This is a genomic window from Gammaproteobacteria bacterium, assembly GCA_015709695.1.
Lineage (GTDB): Bacteria > Pseudomonadota > Gammaproteobacteria > Steroidobacterales.
Genome location: CP054183.1, coordinates 2,469,082 through 2,485,606 on the forward strand (window position 1 = coordinate 2,469,082; position 16,525 = coordinate 2,485,606).

The following is a 16,525-nucleotide window of genomic DNA, read 5'->3' on the forward strand; positions in this document are numbered from 1 at the left end:
CAGCCCGGGCCAGGCGCCCGTCATAGGCGATATCGTCACCCTGCAGGGCCACATCCTCGCCCAGCAGTCACGCCATCCCGAGGCGACCGGAACCCTGTCCTGGATCCTCTCGGCGTTGTCGATATCGGCGAAGATGATCGCCGCCCAGGTGCGTCGCGCCCGGCTATCCGACGTGCTCGGCGCGGTCGGCACCGGCAACGTGCAGGGTGAGCAGCAGCAGAAGCTCGATGTCATCGCCAACGAGATCCTGCTGCGCACGCTCGGCGGGCGCGAGGGCGTGGCGATCGTCGCCTCGGAGGAGAACGAGGAGCCGGTGATCCTGCGCAGCGCCGCGGAAGGCGAGCGCAAGTACTGCGTGCTCTTCGATCCGCTGGACGGCTCGTCCAACCTCGATGTCTGCGGATCGGTGGGCACCATCTTCAGCATCCTGCGCCACGACCGGCGCGCCAGCCGGGCCGAGGACTCGCTGCTGCAGCCGGGGCGGCAGCAGGTGGCGGCGGGCTACATCCTCTACGGGCCCTCGACGATATTCACGCTCACCATCGGCACGGGCGTCGACATGTTCGTGCTCGACCCCGCCATCGGTGCCTTCGTGCGTGTCGAGCAGGGCCTGCGCATTCCCGCCACCGCGAAGAGCTACTCCGTCAACGAAGGCAACCGGCTCGCCTTCCCGGCCGGCTACCAGGCCTACCTCGACCACGCGCAGCGCAACGGCTACTCCAGCCGCTACGCGGGCGCGATGGTTGCCGACGTGCACCGCATCCTGCTCAAGGGCGGCGTGTTTCTTTATCCGCCGACCACCAAGGCGCCCAAGGGAAAGCTGCGCTTGATGTACGAGGCCAATCCCATGGCCATGCTGGTGGAACAGGCGGGCGGCAAGGCGCTGAGCGGGCCCGGGCAACGCATCCTCGACGAGCAGCCTGCCGGCATCCACCAGCGCACCGCGGTGATCATCGGCAGCCCCGGCGAGGTCGACCAGGTCATCGGCCACCTCTGAGGCCGGCGGCGCGACGGCCATGGCCGCGGACGACAGCACCGGCCCCTGGCCCGAGTTCCTCGTCGCGAAAGGCGCGACGCTGCGCCAGGCCGTGGAAGGCCTGGGAACCTCGCAACACCTGGACACCGCCGCGCTGGCCGCCGGCCAGCGCCGGCAGCTCGCGCAGCTGCTGCGCTCGGCCGCCCGGCATGTCCCCTGGTACGAAGGCGCGGCCTGGATCCGGCCCCTGCTCGCAGCCATCGATAGCGGGAGCGGAGAATTCCAGGAACTCTGGTCTGCAGTGCCGCTGCTCGGCAAGGCCGAGCTGCGCGATCACGCCACCCGGCTCGCCGCACGCAGCCTGCCTGCCGCACAGCTGCCACTCGGCGTCACGCGGACTTCCGGCTCGGTCGGCATTCCCGTCGAGGTGAAGACCACGGCGCTGACCCGCCTCGCCTGGGACGCGCTCACCGTGCGCGAGCACCTCTGGCGCCAGCGCGACTTCGGCAAGCGCCTGGGCATCATCCGCAGCCTGATGCGGGCGCAGGCCGTGCCAGGAGGCAGCAGCCAGCCGGACTGGGGCCCGCCCGCGGGCAGCCTGTGGCGCACTGGAAAGGCCTCGGTGATCCATATCGGTTTCCCGCTGGACGAGCACATCGCCTGGCTGCGCCGCTTCGACCCGCATTACCTGCTCTCCTACCCGAGCCTGGTGGCCGCGTTGCTCGACGAACTGGGTCCGGGCGGGCGCCCGCCCGCGCTGGAAGAAGTGCGCATGATGTCCGAGCCGCTGGACGCCGGTCTCGAGGCGCGCCTCGTGAATGACTGGGGCGTGCGCGTTGCCGATGTCTACTCGGCCAACGAGGTGGGCAACATCGCCTTCCGCTGCCAGGAGAACCGCCTGCACGTGCAATCGGAAGCGATCCTGGTCGAGATACTCGACGACGCCGCGCGTGCCTGCGCCCCGGGCGGGATGGGCCGCGTGGTGCTCACTTCACTGCACAACCTCGCCATGCCGCTGATCCGCTACGACATCGGCGACTTCGCGCGATTCGGCGAGCCCTGCCCCTGCGGGCGGGCGCATCCGGTGCTCGACAGGGTGCTCGGTCGCGTGCGCAACCTCGCGCTGGCGCCCGACGGGCGACGCTTCTGGCCCTCGGCGCTGGCGAGGATCCGCGAGGTGCCCGGCATCCGCCAGTTCCAGTACGTGCAGACCGCGCCCGGCACCATCGAACTGCGGCTGGTCCTCGGGCGGGCGCTCGACGCGGCCGACGAGGCCAGGCTGCGCGACCTCACCTGCAGCCTGCTCGGCCATCCCTACGAGGTGCTCATCTGCCCGGTGCCGGCCATCCCCCGCGGGCCGACCGGGAAATTCGAGGAGTTCCTCTCGCTGCTGGCAGCGGCCGGGGCCCGCCCCCCCGGGAGCGCGGACCAGGACTCCGCTCCAGTATGACCACGTCTTGCCAGTTTATAGACAGTTCACTAATGATCATGTCTTGACACACTCTATACACGCGCCTACGTTATCAACATGTTGGCCGCGCGTACCTATTCCATTACCGAAATGCAGGCGATTTCGGGCTTCGACCGGCGGACCATCGTCTACTACCTGCAGCAGGGCCTCGTACCCCGCGCCGGACGGCGCGGGCCCAACACCCGCTATTCGCAGGACGCCCTGCTCCGGCTGCGCTTCATTCGCGGCTTCAAGGATCTCCAGGACCAGGGCCGCTGCGGTACCGTGACGCTGCGGGAGATCGGCGCGCTGCTCGCCATGCTCGAGCCGGCCCAAGTCGGCGTGCTGGTCGAGCGGGGCATGCCGATGGAGGATCTCGCACCGCTGCTCGAGCGTCTGGCCAGCGACACCGCCACCCCGCCGGCTGCCGCAGCCCCCGCTGCCGTGGCGCAGACGCCCCCGGACGTGCCGGCCAGCGTCGCCGTGCAGACGGCGGAAGTACCTGCGGCACCACCACGCCCCGCACCGGGCCTGCTCGGTCCCTCCGGCCCGCGCCGCAGCTACGGCCTCGCGGATGCAGGCATCCGCCAACGCATCGGCGCGCCGGCCTCCTCCGCGGAGGCGCCGCCGGCCACCACGTCTCCGGCGGCGACGACCGCGACGACGGAAGCGGCGCCGCCGTCGCCGGCCACGCCGTCTTCACCGGCAGCCACGACACCCGCCACGGCGGCCGACATCATGGCGGAGCTGGGGCGGCTGCTGCGCGAGCTCGAACTGCGCCCCGCCATGAGCGGCCGGCGCCTGGCACCGGGCGCCAGCGAGCAGTGGACGGAGATTCCCATCACCAGCCGCGTGTTCCTCTCTGTGCGCGGGCTGTCGCAGGACGATGCACCGCTGGCGGATGCCGTGGCGCGTGAAATGAAGAAGGTCCTGCGCGGGCGCTGACCGGCGCCCGGTCGTTCAGCGCTGCTCGATGCCGCCGCGCGGCCGGCCGGCCTGCTGCGCGGCGCCCGGGTCGAGGTCCGCGGGGCCGAGCTGGTCGAGGTAGTACTGCACCGGCCAGCGATGCCCGCCCCAGCGATAGCCGCGACGGCTGGCAGCATGCGTCACATCGATGCTCCAGGCCTGTTGCAGGGCTTCGTTGGTGCCACGCACCCCATCGTCGGTGTTGATGAAGGCCTCGGCCTGGTCGGCGCAGGCGCCGTGGTGGCGCACGCCCCAGCTGGCATCGAACAGGCCGGCGATGCCGATCGGATCGAGGAAGGTCATGTCGATGCGCGCCGGCTGCTTCGCGGCCGCGCGATAGGCACGGCAGAAGGCATCCATCGGGTAGGCGCCGGCGCTGTGGCCGACAAGGTGGATGTAACGCAGGCCACCGAGGCGCGCGGCCTCGCGGCCGAGTTCCGCGCCGACATGCAGGCCCACGGCGCGGGCCCGCAGCAGGTTGTCGGACCAGGGCGACCAGATGTAGCGGATCACCGCGGTGCCCGGGGCCTGCGTGGCGAGCTGCCTGAAGCGCTGCTCGACCGCGATCAGTGTCGGCTCCTCGCGCCCGCGGCTGCCGTGGAAGAGGATCACCAGCCCGGTTGCATCCGGCGGCGCGCCGAGCGCGGGCACGGCGAACCCGGCCGGCACGCGGGTATAGACCTCGAGTCCGGCAAGCGCTGCCACCAGCAGCACCGCCGTGCCAAGCAGGATTCTCCTGAGCAGGGTCATGATCCCTCCTGGGCGCGCAGACGCGGCATCACGCTTTCCGCAAACAGCCGTGTCTGCTCCACCATCGCCGCCTGGCGCGCGCCGTGTGGCGCGGGCACCGGCGAGCCGCCGAGCAGGTAGACATGATCGAGTCCGCGTTCGAGCAGCGCGCCCAGGCGCGCCTCGCATTTCGCCGGTGGTCCGCAGATGGAGAACCAGTCGACGAACTCGTCGTCGATCAGCCCGAGGTGACTGCCGTCGTCGCGTGCGTGGCGGGCCATGTCGTAGCCGGCCTGCATGGCCTCGGCCACCGGTCGCAGGCGCGGCGGCAGGTGTTCGAGCGGCGAATGCTTCATGCCGGCGAAATGCGCGACCATGCCCGAGATCATGCGCCCGAGTTCGATGGCGCGTCCCTGGTCCGGATCGCAGACGAGATTGACGTAGGCGCCGACGCGGATGGAACGGCGATCCCTGCCGGTCTCGGCCAGCCGGGCGCTTAGAGTGGCGAGTGCCCAGTCGATGCGCTCCGGTGCGCTGCCTACGGCGAAGCTGATGCGATCGGCGACATCCGCCGCCATGCGGATCGTGGCCGGTCCGGTGCAGGCCACGTCGATCGGCACGGCCGGCAATCCGGCGTCCTCCAGCCAGCGCAGCCGCGACGGCGTGCCGTTGCGCATCACCACCTCGCCGCGCAGGTAGGCCTGCAGTTGCTCCACGTAGCGGCGCAGCTCCGCCGTGCTGGCGCCGCGCCGGCCGATGTGCGCCGCCGAGGAGTCACCGCGGCCGATGCCGCAGACGGCGCGGGCCGCCGATTCCAGTTGCAGCGTGGCCAGCGCGCTGGCCGTGACCGAGGCGTCGCGTGTGTTCGGGTTGGTGACGCCGGTACCGAGGCGAAGGCGCCCGGTGCGTGCCGAAGCCAGGCCGAGCTGGCCCCAGGGATCCGGCGCCAGGCACTGGGTGTCCGGGCAGAGCAGGATGTCGAAGCCCATGGCCTCGATCTCCGCGGCCAGCGCGGCGGTGTAGCCCGGCGAGGGCTCCATGACGATGCCGAACTCGGTCATGGCGCTTGCCGGTGTCGCCTGCCGCAGCGGATGGCTGGCGGCTTACTCGACGTTGCCGCGCACCCTGGGGCGAAGCTCGCGGTATCCCGGCCGCTGCGCCGACAGCTGCGTCGCCGTGAACCGGGAGTTGACCAGCGTCACCGTGCCGCCTCCCGAGACGCGCGCCTGGCGCACGGTCGGCTTGCCGCCCGGCGAGGCAGCCGAGGCAGCCCGACTGGCCGGGTTGGCCGGATCGGCCATGGCGACTGTCGCCACGAGCGTCAGCGTGGCGAGCGAAGCCACCAAGAGTCTTGCCAGTCTGTCGTGTTTCATGATCGGCTCCCGCTCCGGCGATGATGGCGACGATGGTAGCAAATCAGCCGGCCTTGCCCGCGGCGGGCGGAATCGAAAAGCCCGAAAAGCCCGAAAAGCCCGGCCTGGCACCGATCAGGGGTGCCTGTTCCGCGGGAAAGGTGCAACGTATACTCACTTTATCTCCCCCGCGTGATCTCCCGTTGTCCCGACGCCCGCCAGTACGACCAGCAGAAAGGCGCCACGATGAGCAATGAATCGCGGTCTTCGAGCACTGTGGCATGGAAGACGGTGGTCTTCACGGCCTTGCGCCTGGCGCTCGGTCTGCTGTGGGGCTGGATGGCGATCCGCTTCTGGTCGCCGGGCTTCGACTCCCATCTGCACCACTATCATGACGTGGCCCTGAGCAGCCAGCCGGGCATGCTGATGCCCTGGTTCGGCATGTGGGTCGGCATCATGTCGATCGCGGCGGATTTCTTCGCCGGTTTCGGTCGGCTGGCGGCCACGCTCGTCGCGCTCTGTCTGCTGCTGGGCTTCGCCCGGCGCACCGTCTACATCCTGGCGATCGTGCTGAGCATCCCGCTGTGGCCGCTGGCCGACGGGTTCCTGCTGCCCCATTCGTTCAGCGCCTTCGGCCTGAGCTCGGTGCTGATCTACTTCCTGCTGTTCATGGTGCTGATGCATGCGGACCGGCTCGCCATCCCGCAGTGGCCGGGCATCGATGACCTGATCCTCGGGCAGTGGCGCGGCTGGCGCTGGTTCTGCGGCTTCGGGCCGCGGCAGGATGCGGCAGCCTCCCCCGGAGTCGGGCGGCCGGGCTTCGCCCAGCGCTCACTCACCTGGCTGCTGGCGGCGGTCTTCGCGGTGCTGATCAGCGGCGTCGCCAACTCGCTGCACCTCGGGCACCCCGAATCCCCGAGCCCGTTCCAGGTCGGCGACCACGGGCTGGTGGCCGATCCCAGGCCCGTTGCGCTGCCACCGCTGGCGGGCGAGGGCGACACGGTGGAGATCCACCTCGAGGCGCTGGTCAGCAGGATCCGCATAGCGAGCGGGGTGAGCTACAACGGCAACACCTTCAACGACACGACACCGGGGCCCGTCATCCACGTCCGACAGGGGCAGACGGTGAAGATCCGCTTCACCAACCGCGACCCCCTGATGCCGCACTCGATCGATCTCCACTCGGCGAGGATCTCCCCCACCCGCGCCTTTGCCAGTGCCCGATACGGCGAGACGGTGGAGTTCTCCTTCAGGGCCGAGGTGCCCGGTGCCTTCCTCTACCACTGCAGCACCAACCCGGTGCTGCTGCACATGGCCAACGGCATGTACGGCGCCATCATCATCGACCCCATCGAGCCGCTGCCCAAGGTGGACGCCGAGTACGTGCTGGTGCAGAGCGAGTGGTACACGCAGCATGTCAGCGGCTCGAGCATGATGGCCGACTACAGGAAGATGGTGACCGACCAGGCGGACCTCGTGGTGTTCAACGGCATCGCCTTCCAGTACCGCGATAACCCGCTGCCCGTGAAGGTGGGCGAGACGGTACGCATCCACCTCGTCAACGCCGGTCCCAATCGCTGGAGCTCCTTCCATGTCATCGGCGGCATCTTCGATCGTGTCTATCCGCACGGCGACATGCAGCACGTGCTGACCAACGTGTCGGCCTACTCGGTCGGTCCCGGCCAGGGCAGCACCTTCGACATCCGCTTCACCGAGCCGGGCATGTATCCCTTCATGGACCACAACATGAGGAACATGATGCTCGGCGCGGAAGGGATGTTCGATGTGCACTGAGCCGGCTCACCGCTGCCGGGGCGCAGGCGTCTCGAGGACCTCGATCCATTCCCCGGCCGGGCCGATGGTGGCCGCCATCCTGCGCCCGTCGTAGGGGAACTCCCAGATCACCGCCGGGCGCCGGCGCCAGCGCGCCGGGATCGCCGCCAGGCTGTCACCGGTGAACGACACCATGGCCAGTCCTCCGGGCAGGGCGCCCGCCGCGCGGGGGCGCGGCCGGGCGCTGTCGGGATAGTCGTCGAGCTCGACGAGGAAGTTCTTCGGCAGGCTGGCGACCGCCAGCGGGAACTTCGTGCCTGCCGGCAGGCCGTGCGCGCGGCCGAGCACGCCGATGGCCCACTGCATGGTCTCGCCGACCTGCAGGCCGAGCGCATCGCCGTAGAAGGCGCGCAGCTCCTCCATGCTGGCACCGCCTACCACGGTGATGAACACGCGATCCACCGGGCTCTGTGCCGTGCCGAGGTCGTACTGTGTGCCGCCCGGGATGATGCGCGTGAGGTAGAGCAGTTCATCGCCTGGTCCGACGGCTTGCATCGCACGCGGCGCGCGCTCGCCGGCACCGAGGTTGGCCGGCGGCCCCACCATGCGGAATCCGGCAGCCGGGATGCTCTTCGCCAGCGCATCCGGATCCATGACCAGCAGTTCGGTCGCATTCCAGCCATGGGTGAGCAATGGCTCGGGCACCACCGTGCCCGCCGGGGCCTCGATGATGCGCACGAAGACGCTGGCGCCGCTGGCCGGACGCATCAGCACGTAGGGCTGGCCACGCATGGCCGCGGTATCCCAGGCCTGGGCGAGTTCGCCGGAGACCTCGCCGCGCACGGCCGTGGTGTAGTGCAGCCCCTGCTGCCAGGCCGGCTCCACCGCGGCGAGGCTGCGCACCACCAGCGTGACGATCGCGATGCTCTTCAACATGGTCCTGTCCCCCCTGGCCGCATCATAAAACCAAACACTCTGGCGGCGGCTGCACCTTCGGCGTATATATTTCGCAACGGGCGCCAGTCCGACTGGCCGTCCGGGTACGGCTTGCCGGGCCCTGGCACGGGAGCAGCCAGCGGACCGGCCATTCCATCACCACAGGGGGGGCTTCGTCATGCATGTGTTGTCTTTCGTCCCGTCACGCGCCAGCCGCGCGTGCCTGCTGGCCATCGGCATCGGCGCGGGCCTGGCCCCGGCGCTGGCTGCCGCCGAGGACCAGTCGGGCATTCCCGAGATCATCGTCACCACCCAGCGCCGCGAGGAAAACCTGCAGGCGGTGCCGGTGGCGGTCAGCGCCTTCGATGCCCGCGCGCTGGAGAACCGGCAGATCACCGACAACCAGGATCTGCAGTCGGTGGTGCCCAGCCTGAAGATGACCAACAACATCGCCTCGCCGACCAACCTGTCGCCGTCCCTGCGCGGCTCCCTGCAGCAGGATGCCTCGATCATCGTCGCCGAATCGCCCTTCGGCATGTATATCGACGATGTCTACATCGGGCGCCTGAACGGCAACAACATCGCGCTGAACGACGTCGAGCGGATCGAGGTGCTGCGCGGGCCGCAGGGCACGCTCTACGGCCGCAACACGCTGGCGGGCGCCCTCAAGTTCATCACGCGCACGCCGGGCCAGGACTCGAGCTGGTTCGATGCCAGCATCGGACTGGGCAATCACGAGCAGAACGTGCTGAAGGCCTCGGCCGGTGGCGCCTTGAACGATGACTGGGCCGGCTCCATCGCCGGCCTGCACAGCTACAAGAAGGGCGAGTTCGACAACGTCGTCACCCACGAGGAGACCGACGAGCAGCGGAACAACGCCGTCCGCGGCAAGCTGCGCTACACCGGCATCGACAATCTCGACGTGGTCCTCTCGGCCTCGTTCCTCGAGAGCAAGCACGACTCGCTGCAGCTGGTGAACGCCACCACCCCCGGCGTGTCGGACGTCAACCAGTACACCTCCGACGACCTGGTGCCGACCTACGGCTACTACAACGTTGCCACGCCGACCAATCCCTCGCCGAAGCCGCCGCCGATCGCGAGCGACCCCGAGGGCGAGACGAAGCAGACCATCGCCTCGCTGAACCTGTCGTACGACTTCGGTGGCATCACGCTGCGGTCCATCACCGCCTACGTGAATACCGATGACTTCTTCAGCACGGACTTCAGCGGCCGGGGCGGCATCACCGGCGCCTCGACGGCGGACGTGGACCAGTGGACCCAGGAGTTCCATCTCTTCGGCAAGGCCATGGGCGACCGCCTCAACTACCTGCTCGGCCTGTATTACCTCAACGAGCAGGGCGACCAGGACTTCGGCTGGGCCCTGTCCGCCCTCGGCCCTGCGGCGTCCAGCAGCCAGCTCGACATCGACACCGATTCGTACTCGGTGTTCGGCCAGGCCGACTACCTGATCACCGATGCCCTCAAGGCCACGGTGGGCGCGCGCTGGGTACGGGACGAGAAGAAGTTCGACATGGCGTTCCAGGGGCTGTTGCCGCCGGTCACCCCGCTGACGGACGGCGCGCACCTGAAGGACGAGTGGTCGGAATTCACGCCACGCTTCGCGCTCGACTACACCTTCGAACCCTTCGGTGAAGTCGACAGCCTCATGGCCTATGTCTCCGCCGCGAGGGGCTTCAAGTCCGGCGGCTACAACGGCATCGCCATACTCAATGCCAACGTCGCCAAGCAGAGCTACGGTCCCGAGGAGAACTGGACCTACGAGGGCGGCATCAAGCTCGATGCGCTGGACCGGCGGGTGCGCCTGAACATGGCGTACTTCTGGGCGGACATCGACGACCTGACCGCCAATGCCACGGTCGGCCTGTCGTTCCCGGTGGACAATGTCGGCGATGCCCAGGTCCACGGCCTGGAACTCGACCTCACCATGGCGCCCACCGAGAACCTGACGGTGTACTGGAACGCGGTGTTCCAGCACGGCTCCTACGGCACGCTGGACCCGATGGCCGCACCATCCCAGGCGGTCTACAAGTTCCAGGTGCATCCGCGGGTGCCGCAGGTGCCGAGCTACGCCTACACGCTCGGCTTCGACTACGGCCTGCCGCTGGACTTCCTCCGCTCCGGCAGCAAGTTCCGCGTCGGCATGGACTGGTTCAACACCGACGACTACATCACCAGCGCCACCAACGATTTCCAGGCCAGCGAATACGACCGGCTCAACGGCTACCTGGCACTGGACATCGACGAGCACTGGGGTGTGCGCCTCGACGTCAAGAACATCGCCGACTCAGACGAGATCACCTCGGGCAGCCGCAAGACCACCTTGGCGCGCCTGCCCGATGGCACCATCATCGCCCCGCCCGGTGGCGGCGGTCTCGGCGGCTTCATCACCATGCCGCCGCGCGAGTGGCTGCTGCAGGTCACGTACCGGATGTAACGGGATTGGCCTCGATACGCCCGGGGAGCGATCCCCGGGCGTTTTTTCACCTGGCTACCATGGCACCAGCCAGCCCGCGTCGGTGCCGTCATTACCATTGACGCTACCGGGCGACATCCCGGCATGGCGTGGTGCGGTATCATCACGTCATGCTTCGATCGACCCTCGAGTCTCCATGAAGCTGGCGAGCCTGGAGGCGATTGCCGTCGCCCTGCGCGATGCCGGGGCCCGCTACCTGATCGTCGGCGGACTGGCGGTCGCCGCACACGGCTACGGCCGTGTCACGTTCGATCTCGACCTGGTGGTGCAATTGCAACCCGATAACCTGCGCCGGGCCATGCAGGCGCTGGAGTCGCTGGGCTATCGCCCGACGCTGCCGGTCCAGACGCGACAATTCGCCGATGCCGAGAGCCGCGATGCCTGGATCCGCGACAAGAACATGGTCGTCTTCCAGATGCACAGCGACAAGCACCCCGAAACGCGGATCGACCTGTTCGTGTCCGAACCTTTCGACTTCGATTCGGAGTACGACGCCGCTCTCGTCGGCGAGATTCTGCCGGGTCTGCCAGTGCGTTTCGTGTGCCTGGAGACCCTGGTTCAGATGAAGGCCATGGCCGGCCGGCCCAAGGACCTGGAAGATGTCAGGCAACTGAGACTGTTGCAGCAGGAACCCGATCATGGCGAATGAGAACCCGCCGGATGCCGCCACCGCCTGGCATGAGCACAACATCTCGCAGCTGCGCCATTTTCGCTCGCTGAGCCTGCGCGCCAGGCTGGAAGCCGTTCAGGGCATGGCGGACGTCGTTCGGCATTTTCGGCAGATGAGGGTCGAGGGCCGCTTCAAGGAATCAGGGATCCGCGGGGGTGAGGCTCGGCATCCAGCCGACCACTCTGCGAGAGGGAGGAGCGGATAGCGTTCCCGAAGTCCGTGCCGGGATCGATGCAGCCGCCCGGAGTTCGCTCCCCGGGCGCTTTTTTGCCGGCCTATTCCGGCACCAGCCAGCCCGCGCTCCAGCGGCCACGGCCCTGGATCGACAGCGTGCGCCACAGCCAGGGTGCCAGCGCGGCGATCTCCGCATCGACTCCCCAGGGCAGGTTCACGGCCACCACGCCGGAACCGCGCAGGCCGTCGTGTCCCTCGCCCTCCACCTCGACGGCGACCTGGTAGACACGCCGCAGCCCCAGGGCGGCAATGCGGGCGGGAAGGCGCGCGCCCGGGCGATGGCGCAACAGCGGGTACCAGAGCAGGTAGACGCCCGTCGCCCAGCGCCGATGGCAGGCCGCCAGCAGCTCCACCACCCGGCGGTAGTCGTCCTTGTCCTCGTAGGCGGGATCGATCAGCACCAGGCCGCGGCGCTCGGGTGGCGGCAGCAGTGCCGGCAGGCCCTCGAAGCAGTCGCGCGCGTGCAGGTGCACCTGCGGGTCATGGCCAAACAGGCGGTGCAGCGCTGCCAGCGCCTGCGGGTGCAGCTCCATGAGCACCAGGTGATCGGCGGGCCGCAGCAGCGAGCGGGCGAGCCAGGGTGAGCCGGGATAGCGCCGCAGGGCGCTGCCGCCATTGCAGCCGCGTACGGCCTCGAGGCAGGGGGCGATCTCCGCCGGGGCATCGCCCGCCGCCAGCACCCGGCCGATGCCGCCTTCGAACTCCGCATTCCGGCGTGCCTCGCGGCTGCCGAGGTCGTAGAGCCCCGATCCCGCATGGGCGTCGAGCACCCGCAGTGGCTTCTCCTTGCGCAGCAGGGCGCGCAGCACCAGCGCCAGGACGGCGTGCTTGAGCACGTCGGCGTGGTTGCCGGCATGGTATTCGTGCTGGTAGCTGAGCATGGCGCTGCGCAGGTTATCAGCATGCGGGCGGCAATACGGAATTCGGGGATAATACCGCCCCGCCAGATCACGACCGGGCACCGCCGGGGACGCCGATGGGACGCATATTCGAAGTACGCAAGCACACCATGTTCGCGCGCTGGAACCGCATGGCCAAGCAGTTCACGCGCATCAACAAGGACATCACCATCGCCGTGAAGGCCGGCGGCACCGATCCGTCGAACAATCCGGCGCTGAGGCGCGTCATCCAGAATGCCCGCGCCATCAACATGCCGAAGGACAAGGTCGAGGCCGCCATCAAGCGCGCCGCCGGCAAGGACGTCGCCAACTACGAGGTGGCGATCTACGAGGGCTACGCCCCGCACGGCGTGGCCATCCTGGTGGAAACCGCCACCGACAACCCGACCCGCACCGTCGGCAACGTGCGCAACATCTTCAACAAGCACGGCGGCAACCTCGCCAGCACCGGCAGCGTCAGTTTCATGTTCCGCCGCATGGGCGTGTTCCGCCTGGCCCCGGAGGGCATCGACCAGGATGACCTCGAGCTCTACCTCATCGACCACGGCCTGGAGGAGATGGGCGAGAGCACGGGAGAGAAGGGCGAGCCGCAGCTGGTCATCCGCTGCCTGTTCCCGGAGTTCGGCCACCTGCAGAAGGCGCTGGAGGATCGCGGCATCACGCCGGTGTCCGCCGAGCAGGAGTACGTTTGCACCAGCGCCACGGAGCTGCCCGAGGACCAGGCCAGGGAAGTGCTCGAGCTCATCGACAAGCTCGAGCAGGACGAGGACGTGCAGAAGGTCTACCACACCCTCGCCTGAGGCCCCGGCCTGAGGCCCAGGCCTGCGCCACGCGGCTGCGGCAAGCCGCCGCAGCCCGCAAGCGGCGGAGCCGGCCGCCCGTCCTGACGGTGGACATATTGTCGGGTGACGCTGGCCCCGTAGCCCCGCCTGGGTCGATAATTGCCGCCCTCGCCCTTCCGGCTGGAGCGCCGCCATGTACATCAATTTCTGGTATCCGATTGCCCGCAGCACCGAGGTGTCGGCCGACAAGCCGCTGAAGGTGACGCTGCTGGGGCTGCCCTTCGTCACCTACCGCGACCAGTCCGGCAAGGCGCATGTGCTGGCGGATACCTGCGTGCACCGCGGCGGCTCGCTCGGCGCCGGTCGCATCAAGGACGGCTGCGTGGTCTGCCCCTACCACGGCTGGGAATTCTCCGGTGACGGCAAGTGCACCCGCATCCCCTCGCTGGGCGACGATGCCAAGCTGCCGGCACGCGCCAAGGTGGACAGCTACCCGGTCCAGGAGAAGTACGGCATCGTCTTCGCCTTCCTCGGCGACCTGCCCGAAGCCGAGCGCCCGCCGCTCTACGACATCGAAGAGTACGGCCAGGCGCCCTGGAAGGCCCAGCTCTACGTGCTCGACGTCAAGGCCTACTACGAGCGCTCCATGGAGAACGGGCTCGATCCGATCCACAACGAGTTCGTGCACCCGCTGCAGGGCGCGCCCATGATGTCGCCCGAGCGCCAGCGCCAGCCGGTGCCGGTGGAGGACATCCCCTGGGGCAGCAAGTTCTACGTGCCCTTCGGCGACAAGCTGATCAAGGACACCGACCTCTCCCGCATCAAGACCGGCGATCGCCTCGGTGCCGCCGGCTCCTGGCACCAGGGACCGAACCAGCTGGTCACCTGGATCGACCTCACCGCCACCAACTCCTTCCACCAGTACCTGTTCGAGGCCCCGGTCGACGAAGGCAGCACGCGCATCTTCTTCGTCAACATGCGCAACTGGCTCACCGACGACAAGCACGACCAGCGCATGGAGGATGTCACCCTGCGCATCGTCCACGAGGACATCCTCGTGCTCGAAAAGCTCAATCCGGTGCGCACACCGGACACCAATACCAAGGAGGTGCTGGTCCCGGGTGACTACGCGCTGGTGCGCTACCGCGAGTGGCTGAAGAAATGGGATGCCATGGGCTGGCGCATCGACATGAAGGCACTGCGGGCGAAGCAGGGCGATGTCGCCATGACCATCCCCTGCCCGGCGCGTCGCGAATCCGGCAACTGGGTGCTCGACACGGTGCCGTTGCTGCCGGCGGCCGCGCCGGCAACGGCCGCGGAGCGCCGCGCCTGACCGACGCTGCCGCGCCCCTGACGCGAGGCGAAAGCTGCACTTGACTGGCTGCGTTGACAGGCCGGTGGCCGGATCCATACTGGCGCGCACCTCATGTCCCGGAGGGGTACCGTCATGCGCAACGTCGTTCCAGCCATCGTCCTCGTCACCGCCATGGGCCTGTCGCCGCTGCCGGCCACGGCCGGCGGCAAGTCCAGCTTCTCGCCGCCAGCCGGGGCCACCGTCTCCGAGGAAGGGCCGCGCCGGCTGAAGGTCTACCGGATCCCGAATATCCCCAAGGCCGCGGAAGCCTACTACGGGACCGACAACCTGCATGTCATCGCCCAGGTCCAGGATCCCGACGCGGTGCGCAGCAAGCCCACCGACGGCGGCGCACTCACCTGGACCTTCACCGACCAGGGCACGGAACTGACCCGCATCAACGCCATCGGCAACGACGCCTGTTCCTATTTCTTCCCCGACATGAAGCAGGTCGCCTGGACCTCGGTGCGCGACCACCTGGACCTGCCGCTCGGCAACTGGTCCGATCCGAAGAACTACCCGCAGGGCGGCGAGCTCTACATCTCGGACCTGAAGGGTGGCAACGTCAAGCGCCTGACGAACAACCTGGACTATGACGCGGAAATCTCGGTGTCACCCGACGGCCGGTGGATCGTCTTCGGCCGCCAGATCGACGGCGACATGGACCTCTGGCGCATGCATGCCGATGGCACCGGCGAACAGCGCATCACCGACACCCGGGACTGGGACGAGGGCCGCCCCATGTACCTGCCGGACAGCGAGACGGTGATGTTCCGCGCCTGGCGGCACGAGGACTACGGCAGGATCCGCCCGACACCGATGACGGTGTTCACCATCCGCCACGACGGCACCGGCCTCAAGGCGCGCACCCGTCCCGGCACCGGCATGAACTGGAGCAGCTACCCGGCGCCCGACGGGCGGCACTTCATCGCCGTGCAGGTCATCGGCAACAACAACTGGGAGATCTTCCTCTACGACATGGAGAACCCGGACGCCGAGCCCGAGCGGCTGACATGGAACGACAGCTTCGACGGCCTCGATTCGATCTCCCCGGATGGCTCGAAGATGCTGTTCGCCCGGGCGCTGGGCAAGGGCTTCATGAGCGACCTGTATACCCACGTCATGGACATCTCGTCGCTGAACATCGGGCCCGAGAACTACAAGGGCAAGCGCTAGCGATCGAGGTTGGCGACGAAGAAGCGCGCGCTGCGATCGTCGGCAAAATCGATCTGCCGGTCGGCGCTGGTGCTGGCCGGGTTGTCGAAAAGCTGGTGCGAATAGAGCCCGAAGCCCTGGTGGTTGCCGCCCGGCAGGGTGAGGTAGCGCACCGTGGGCGGCAGCCTCGCCTTGACGGCCTCGAAGCGCTCCGGCGTCAGCAGGCCATCGCGCTCGCCGCGGATAAACAACACCGGCACCTGCAGGTTGCGAAAATCGCCTGGCACGTCGCTGGCCCAGAGCGCCAGCGCCTTGACCGGCGGCGCGTGGCGGGCCATCAGCTCCAGCGCGGCAAACCCGCCCATGGAATGGCCGATCACCACCCAGTCGCCCACGCCGAAGCGGGCCATGCGGGCCGCCGCGCCCTCGATCGCGTTGATGGGCAGTCGCAGGGCACCGGCCGGCGCATACACGGTGTAGCCGATGGCGGCGAAGTAGGCCGCCGTCTTCGCGTAGGCGAGCGGTTCGACGAGGGCGCCCTGCATGATGAGCAGGCCGTGGCCATTCGGCCTCGCCGGCGTGAAGACCAGCGCGCCGTCATCCTCGACGGTGGCCGTGTAGCCCTCGCCCTTCAGGTAGGCGTCCGCCTCGGGCAACGGCCGGCCTTCGAGCTGGTACAGGGCCAGCACCACGGTGCCGGCCAGCACCATCAGCCCGACCATGGCAATGCCTATTTTCTGCAGCATGTGGATATC

At 68.5% G+C, this 16,525-nt stretch carries 16 protein-coding genes; 10 read left to right on the top strand and 6 right to left on the bottom strand.

Going from position 1 to position 16,525, the window contains the following annotated elements; translation table 11 throughout:
• Positions 1 to 22 precede the first annotated feature (22 nt).
• The 3 genes from fbp to HRU81_11425 all read left to right on the top strand — a co-directional run bounded on the left by fbp (position 23) and on the right by HRU81_11425 (position 3,371).
• Entirely contained in the window at positions 23 to 997 is a 975-nt protein-coding gene (fbp, locus tag HRU81_11415; protein ID QOJ33382.1) for a class 1 fructose-bisphosphatase, read from the top strand.
• A gap of 19 nt (positions 998 to 1,016) precedes the next feature.
• Positions 1,017 to 2,426, top strand: a complete 1,410-nt coding sequence (locus HRU81_11420; GenBank protein QOJ32673.1) for a phenylacetate--CoA ligase family protein — start codon at positions 1,017 to 1,019, stop codon at positions 2,424 to 2,426.
• A 78-nt stretch (positions 2,427 to 2,504) separates the two neighbouring features.
• A complete protein-coding gene (locus HRU81_11425; protein QOJ32674.1) occupies positions 2,505 to 3,371 on the top strand; it encodes a MerR family transcriptional regulator in 867 nt (288 codons plus the stop codon).
• 15 nt (positions 3,372 to 3,386) lie between these two features.
• Here the strand turns inward: HRU81_11425 and HRU81_11430 are convergent, their stop codons facing one another.
• The 3 genes from HRU81_11430 to HRU81_11440 are packed head-to-tail and all read right to left on the bottom strand — an operon-like array spanning position 3,387 to position 5,494.
• A complete protein-coding gene (locus tag HRU81_11430) occupies positions 3,387 to 4,142 on the bottom strand; it encodes a hypothetical protein (protein QOJ32675.1) in 756 nt (251 codons plus the stop codon).
• Positions 4,139 to 5,182: an LLM class flavin-dependent oxidoreductase gene (locus HRU81_11435; GenBank protein ID QOJ32676.1), complete on the bottom strand. Its 1,044-nt coding sequence runs from the start codon at positions 5,180 to 5,182 to the stop codon at positions 4,139 to 4,141. Before HRU81_11435 ends, HRU81_11430 begins: the two co-directional genes overlap by 4 nt.
• A 42-nt stretch (positions 5,183 to 5,224) precedes the next feature.
• The gene (locus HRU81_11440) at positions 5,225 to 5,494 is read right to left on the bottom strand and encodes a hypothetical protein (GenBank protein ID QOJ32677.1); all 270 of its coding nucleotides are present in this window, start codon (positions 5,492 to 5,494) and stop codon (positions 5,225 to 5,227) included.
• A gap of 225 nt (positions 5,495 to 5,719) precedes the next feature.
• Between HRU81_11440 and HRU81_11445 the strand changes: the two genes are divergently transcribed.
• Complete coding sequence (locus HRU81_11445) at positions 5,720 to 7,267, top strand: multicopper oxidase domain-containing protein (GenBank protein QOJ32678.1); 1,548 nt, start codon at positions 5,720 to 5,722, stop codon at positions 7,265 to 7,267.
• Positions 7,268 to 7,273: 6 nt separating this feature from the next.
• Here the strand turns inward: HRU81_11445 and HRU81_11450 are convergent, their stop codons facing one another.
• On the bottom strand, positions 7,274 to 8,182 hold the full coding sequence (locus tag HRU81_11450; GenBank protein QOJ32679.1) for a VOC family protein: 909 nt from the start codon (positions 8,180 to 8,182) through the stop codon (positions 7,274 to 7,276).
• 178 nt (positions 8,183 to 8,360) lie between these two features.
• Here HRU81_11450 and HRU81_11455 point away from each other — a divergent pair, with 178 nt between their 5' ends.
• Genes HRU81_11455 through HRU81_11465 form a run of 3 tightly spaced genes read left to right on the top strand, consistent with a single transcriptional unit; the run spans position 8,361 to position 11,551 of the window.
• Positions 8,361 to 10,637, top strand: coding sequence for a TonB-dependent receptor (locus HRU81_11455; protein ID QOJ32680.1), 2,277 nt, complete (start codon positions 8,361 to 8,363; stop codon positions 10,635 to 10,637).
• Complete coding sequence (locus HRU81_11460) at positions 10,540 to 11,325, top strand: nucleotidyltransferase family protein (GenBank protein ID QOJ32681.1); 786 nt, start codon at positions 10,540 to 10,542, stop codon at positions 11,323 to 11,325. Before HRU81_11455 ends, HRU81_11460 begins: the two co-directional genes overlap by 98 nt.
• The gene (locus HRU81_11465) at positions 11,315 to 11,551 is read left to right on the top strand and encodes a hypothetical protein (GenBank protein QOJ32682.1); all 237 of its coding nucleotides are present in this window, start codon (positions 11,315 to 11,317) and stop codon (positions 11,549 to 11,551) included. The genes HRU81_11460 and HRU81_11465 overlap by 11 nt, the downstream gene beginning before the upstream one ends.
• 70 nt (positions 11,552 to 11,621) lie before the next feature.
• Here HRU81_11465 and HRU81_11470 read toward each other — a convergent pair whose 3' ends face one another.
• Positions 11,622 to 12,461: a 23S rRNA (adenine(2030)-N(6))-methyltransferase RlmJ gene (locus HRU81_11470; GenBank protein ID QOJ32683.1), complete on the bottom strand. Its 840-nt coding sequence runs from the start codon at positions 12,459 to 12,461 to the stop codon at positions 11,622 to 11,624.
• A gap of 95 nt (positions 12,462 to 12,556) precedes the next feature.
• Between HRU81_11470 and HRU81_11475 the strand changes: the two genes are divergently transcribed.
• From HRU81_11475 to HRU81_11485, 3 genes are all read left to right on the top strand, one after another.
• Positions 12,557 to 13,279, top strand: coding sequence for a YebC/PmpR family DNA-binding transcriptional regulator (locus tag HRU81_11475; GenBank protein ID QOJ32684.1), 723 nt, complete (start codon positions 12,557 to 12,559; stop codon positions 13,277 to 13,279).
• 175 nt (positions 13,280 to 13,454) lie between these two features.
• Complete coding sequence (locus tag HRU81_11480; GenBank protein QOJ32685.1) at positions 13,455 to 14,594, top strand: aromatic ring-hydroxylating dioxygenase subunit alpha; 1,140 nt, start codon at positions 13,455 to 13,457, stop codon at positions 14,592 to 14,594.
• 114 nt (positions 14,595 to 14,708) lie between these two features.
• The gene (locus HRU81_11485; GenBank protein ID QOJ32686.1) at positions 14,709 to 15,791 is read left to right on the top strand and encodes a PD40 domain-containing protein; all 1,083 of its coding nucleotides are present in this window, start codon (positions 14,709 to 14,711) and stop codon (positions 15,789 to 15,791) included.
• Here the strand turns inward: HRU81_11485 and HRU81_11490 are convergent.
• Positions 15,788 to 16,516: an alpha/beta fold hydrolase gene (locus tag HRU81_11490; GenBank protein ID QOJ32687.1), complete on the bottom strand. Its 729-nt coding sequence runs from the start codon at positions 16,514 to 16,516 to the stop codon at positions 15,788 to 15,790. The genes HRU81_11485 and HRU81_11490 overlap by 4 nt on opposite strands.
• Between the last annotated feature and the right edge of the window lie 9 nt (positions 16,517 to 16,525).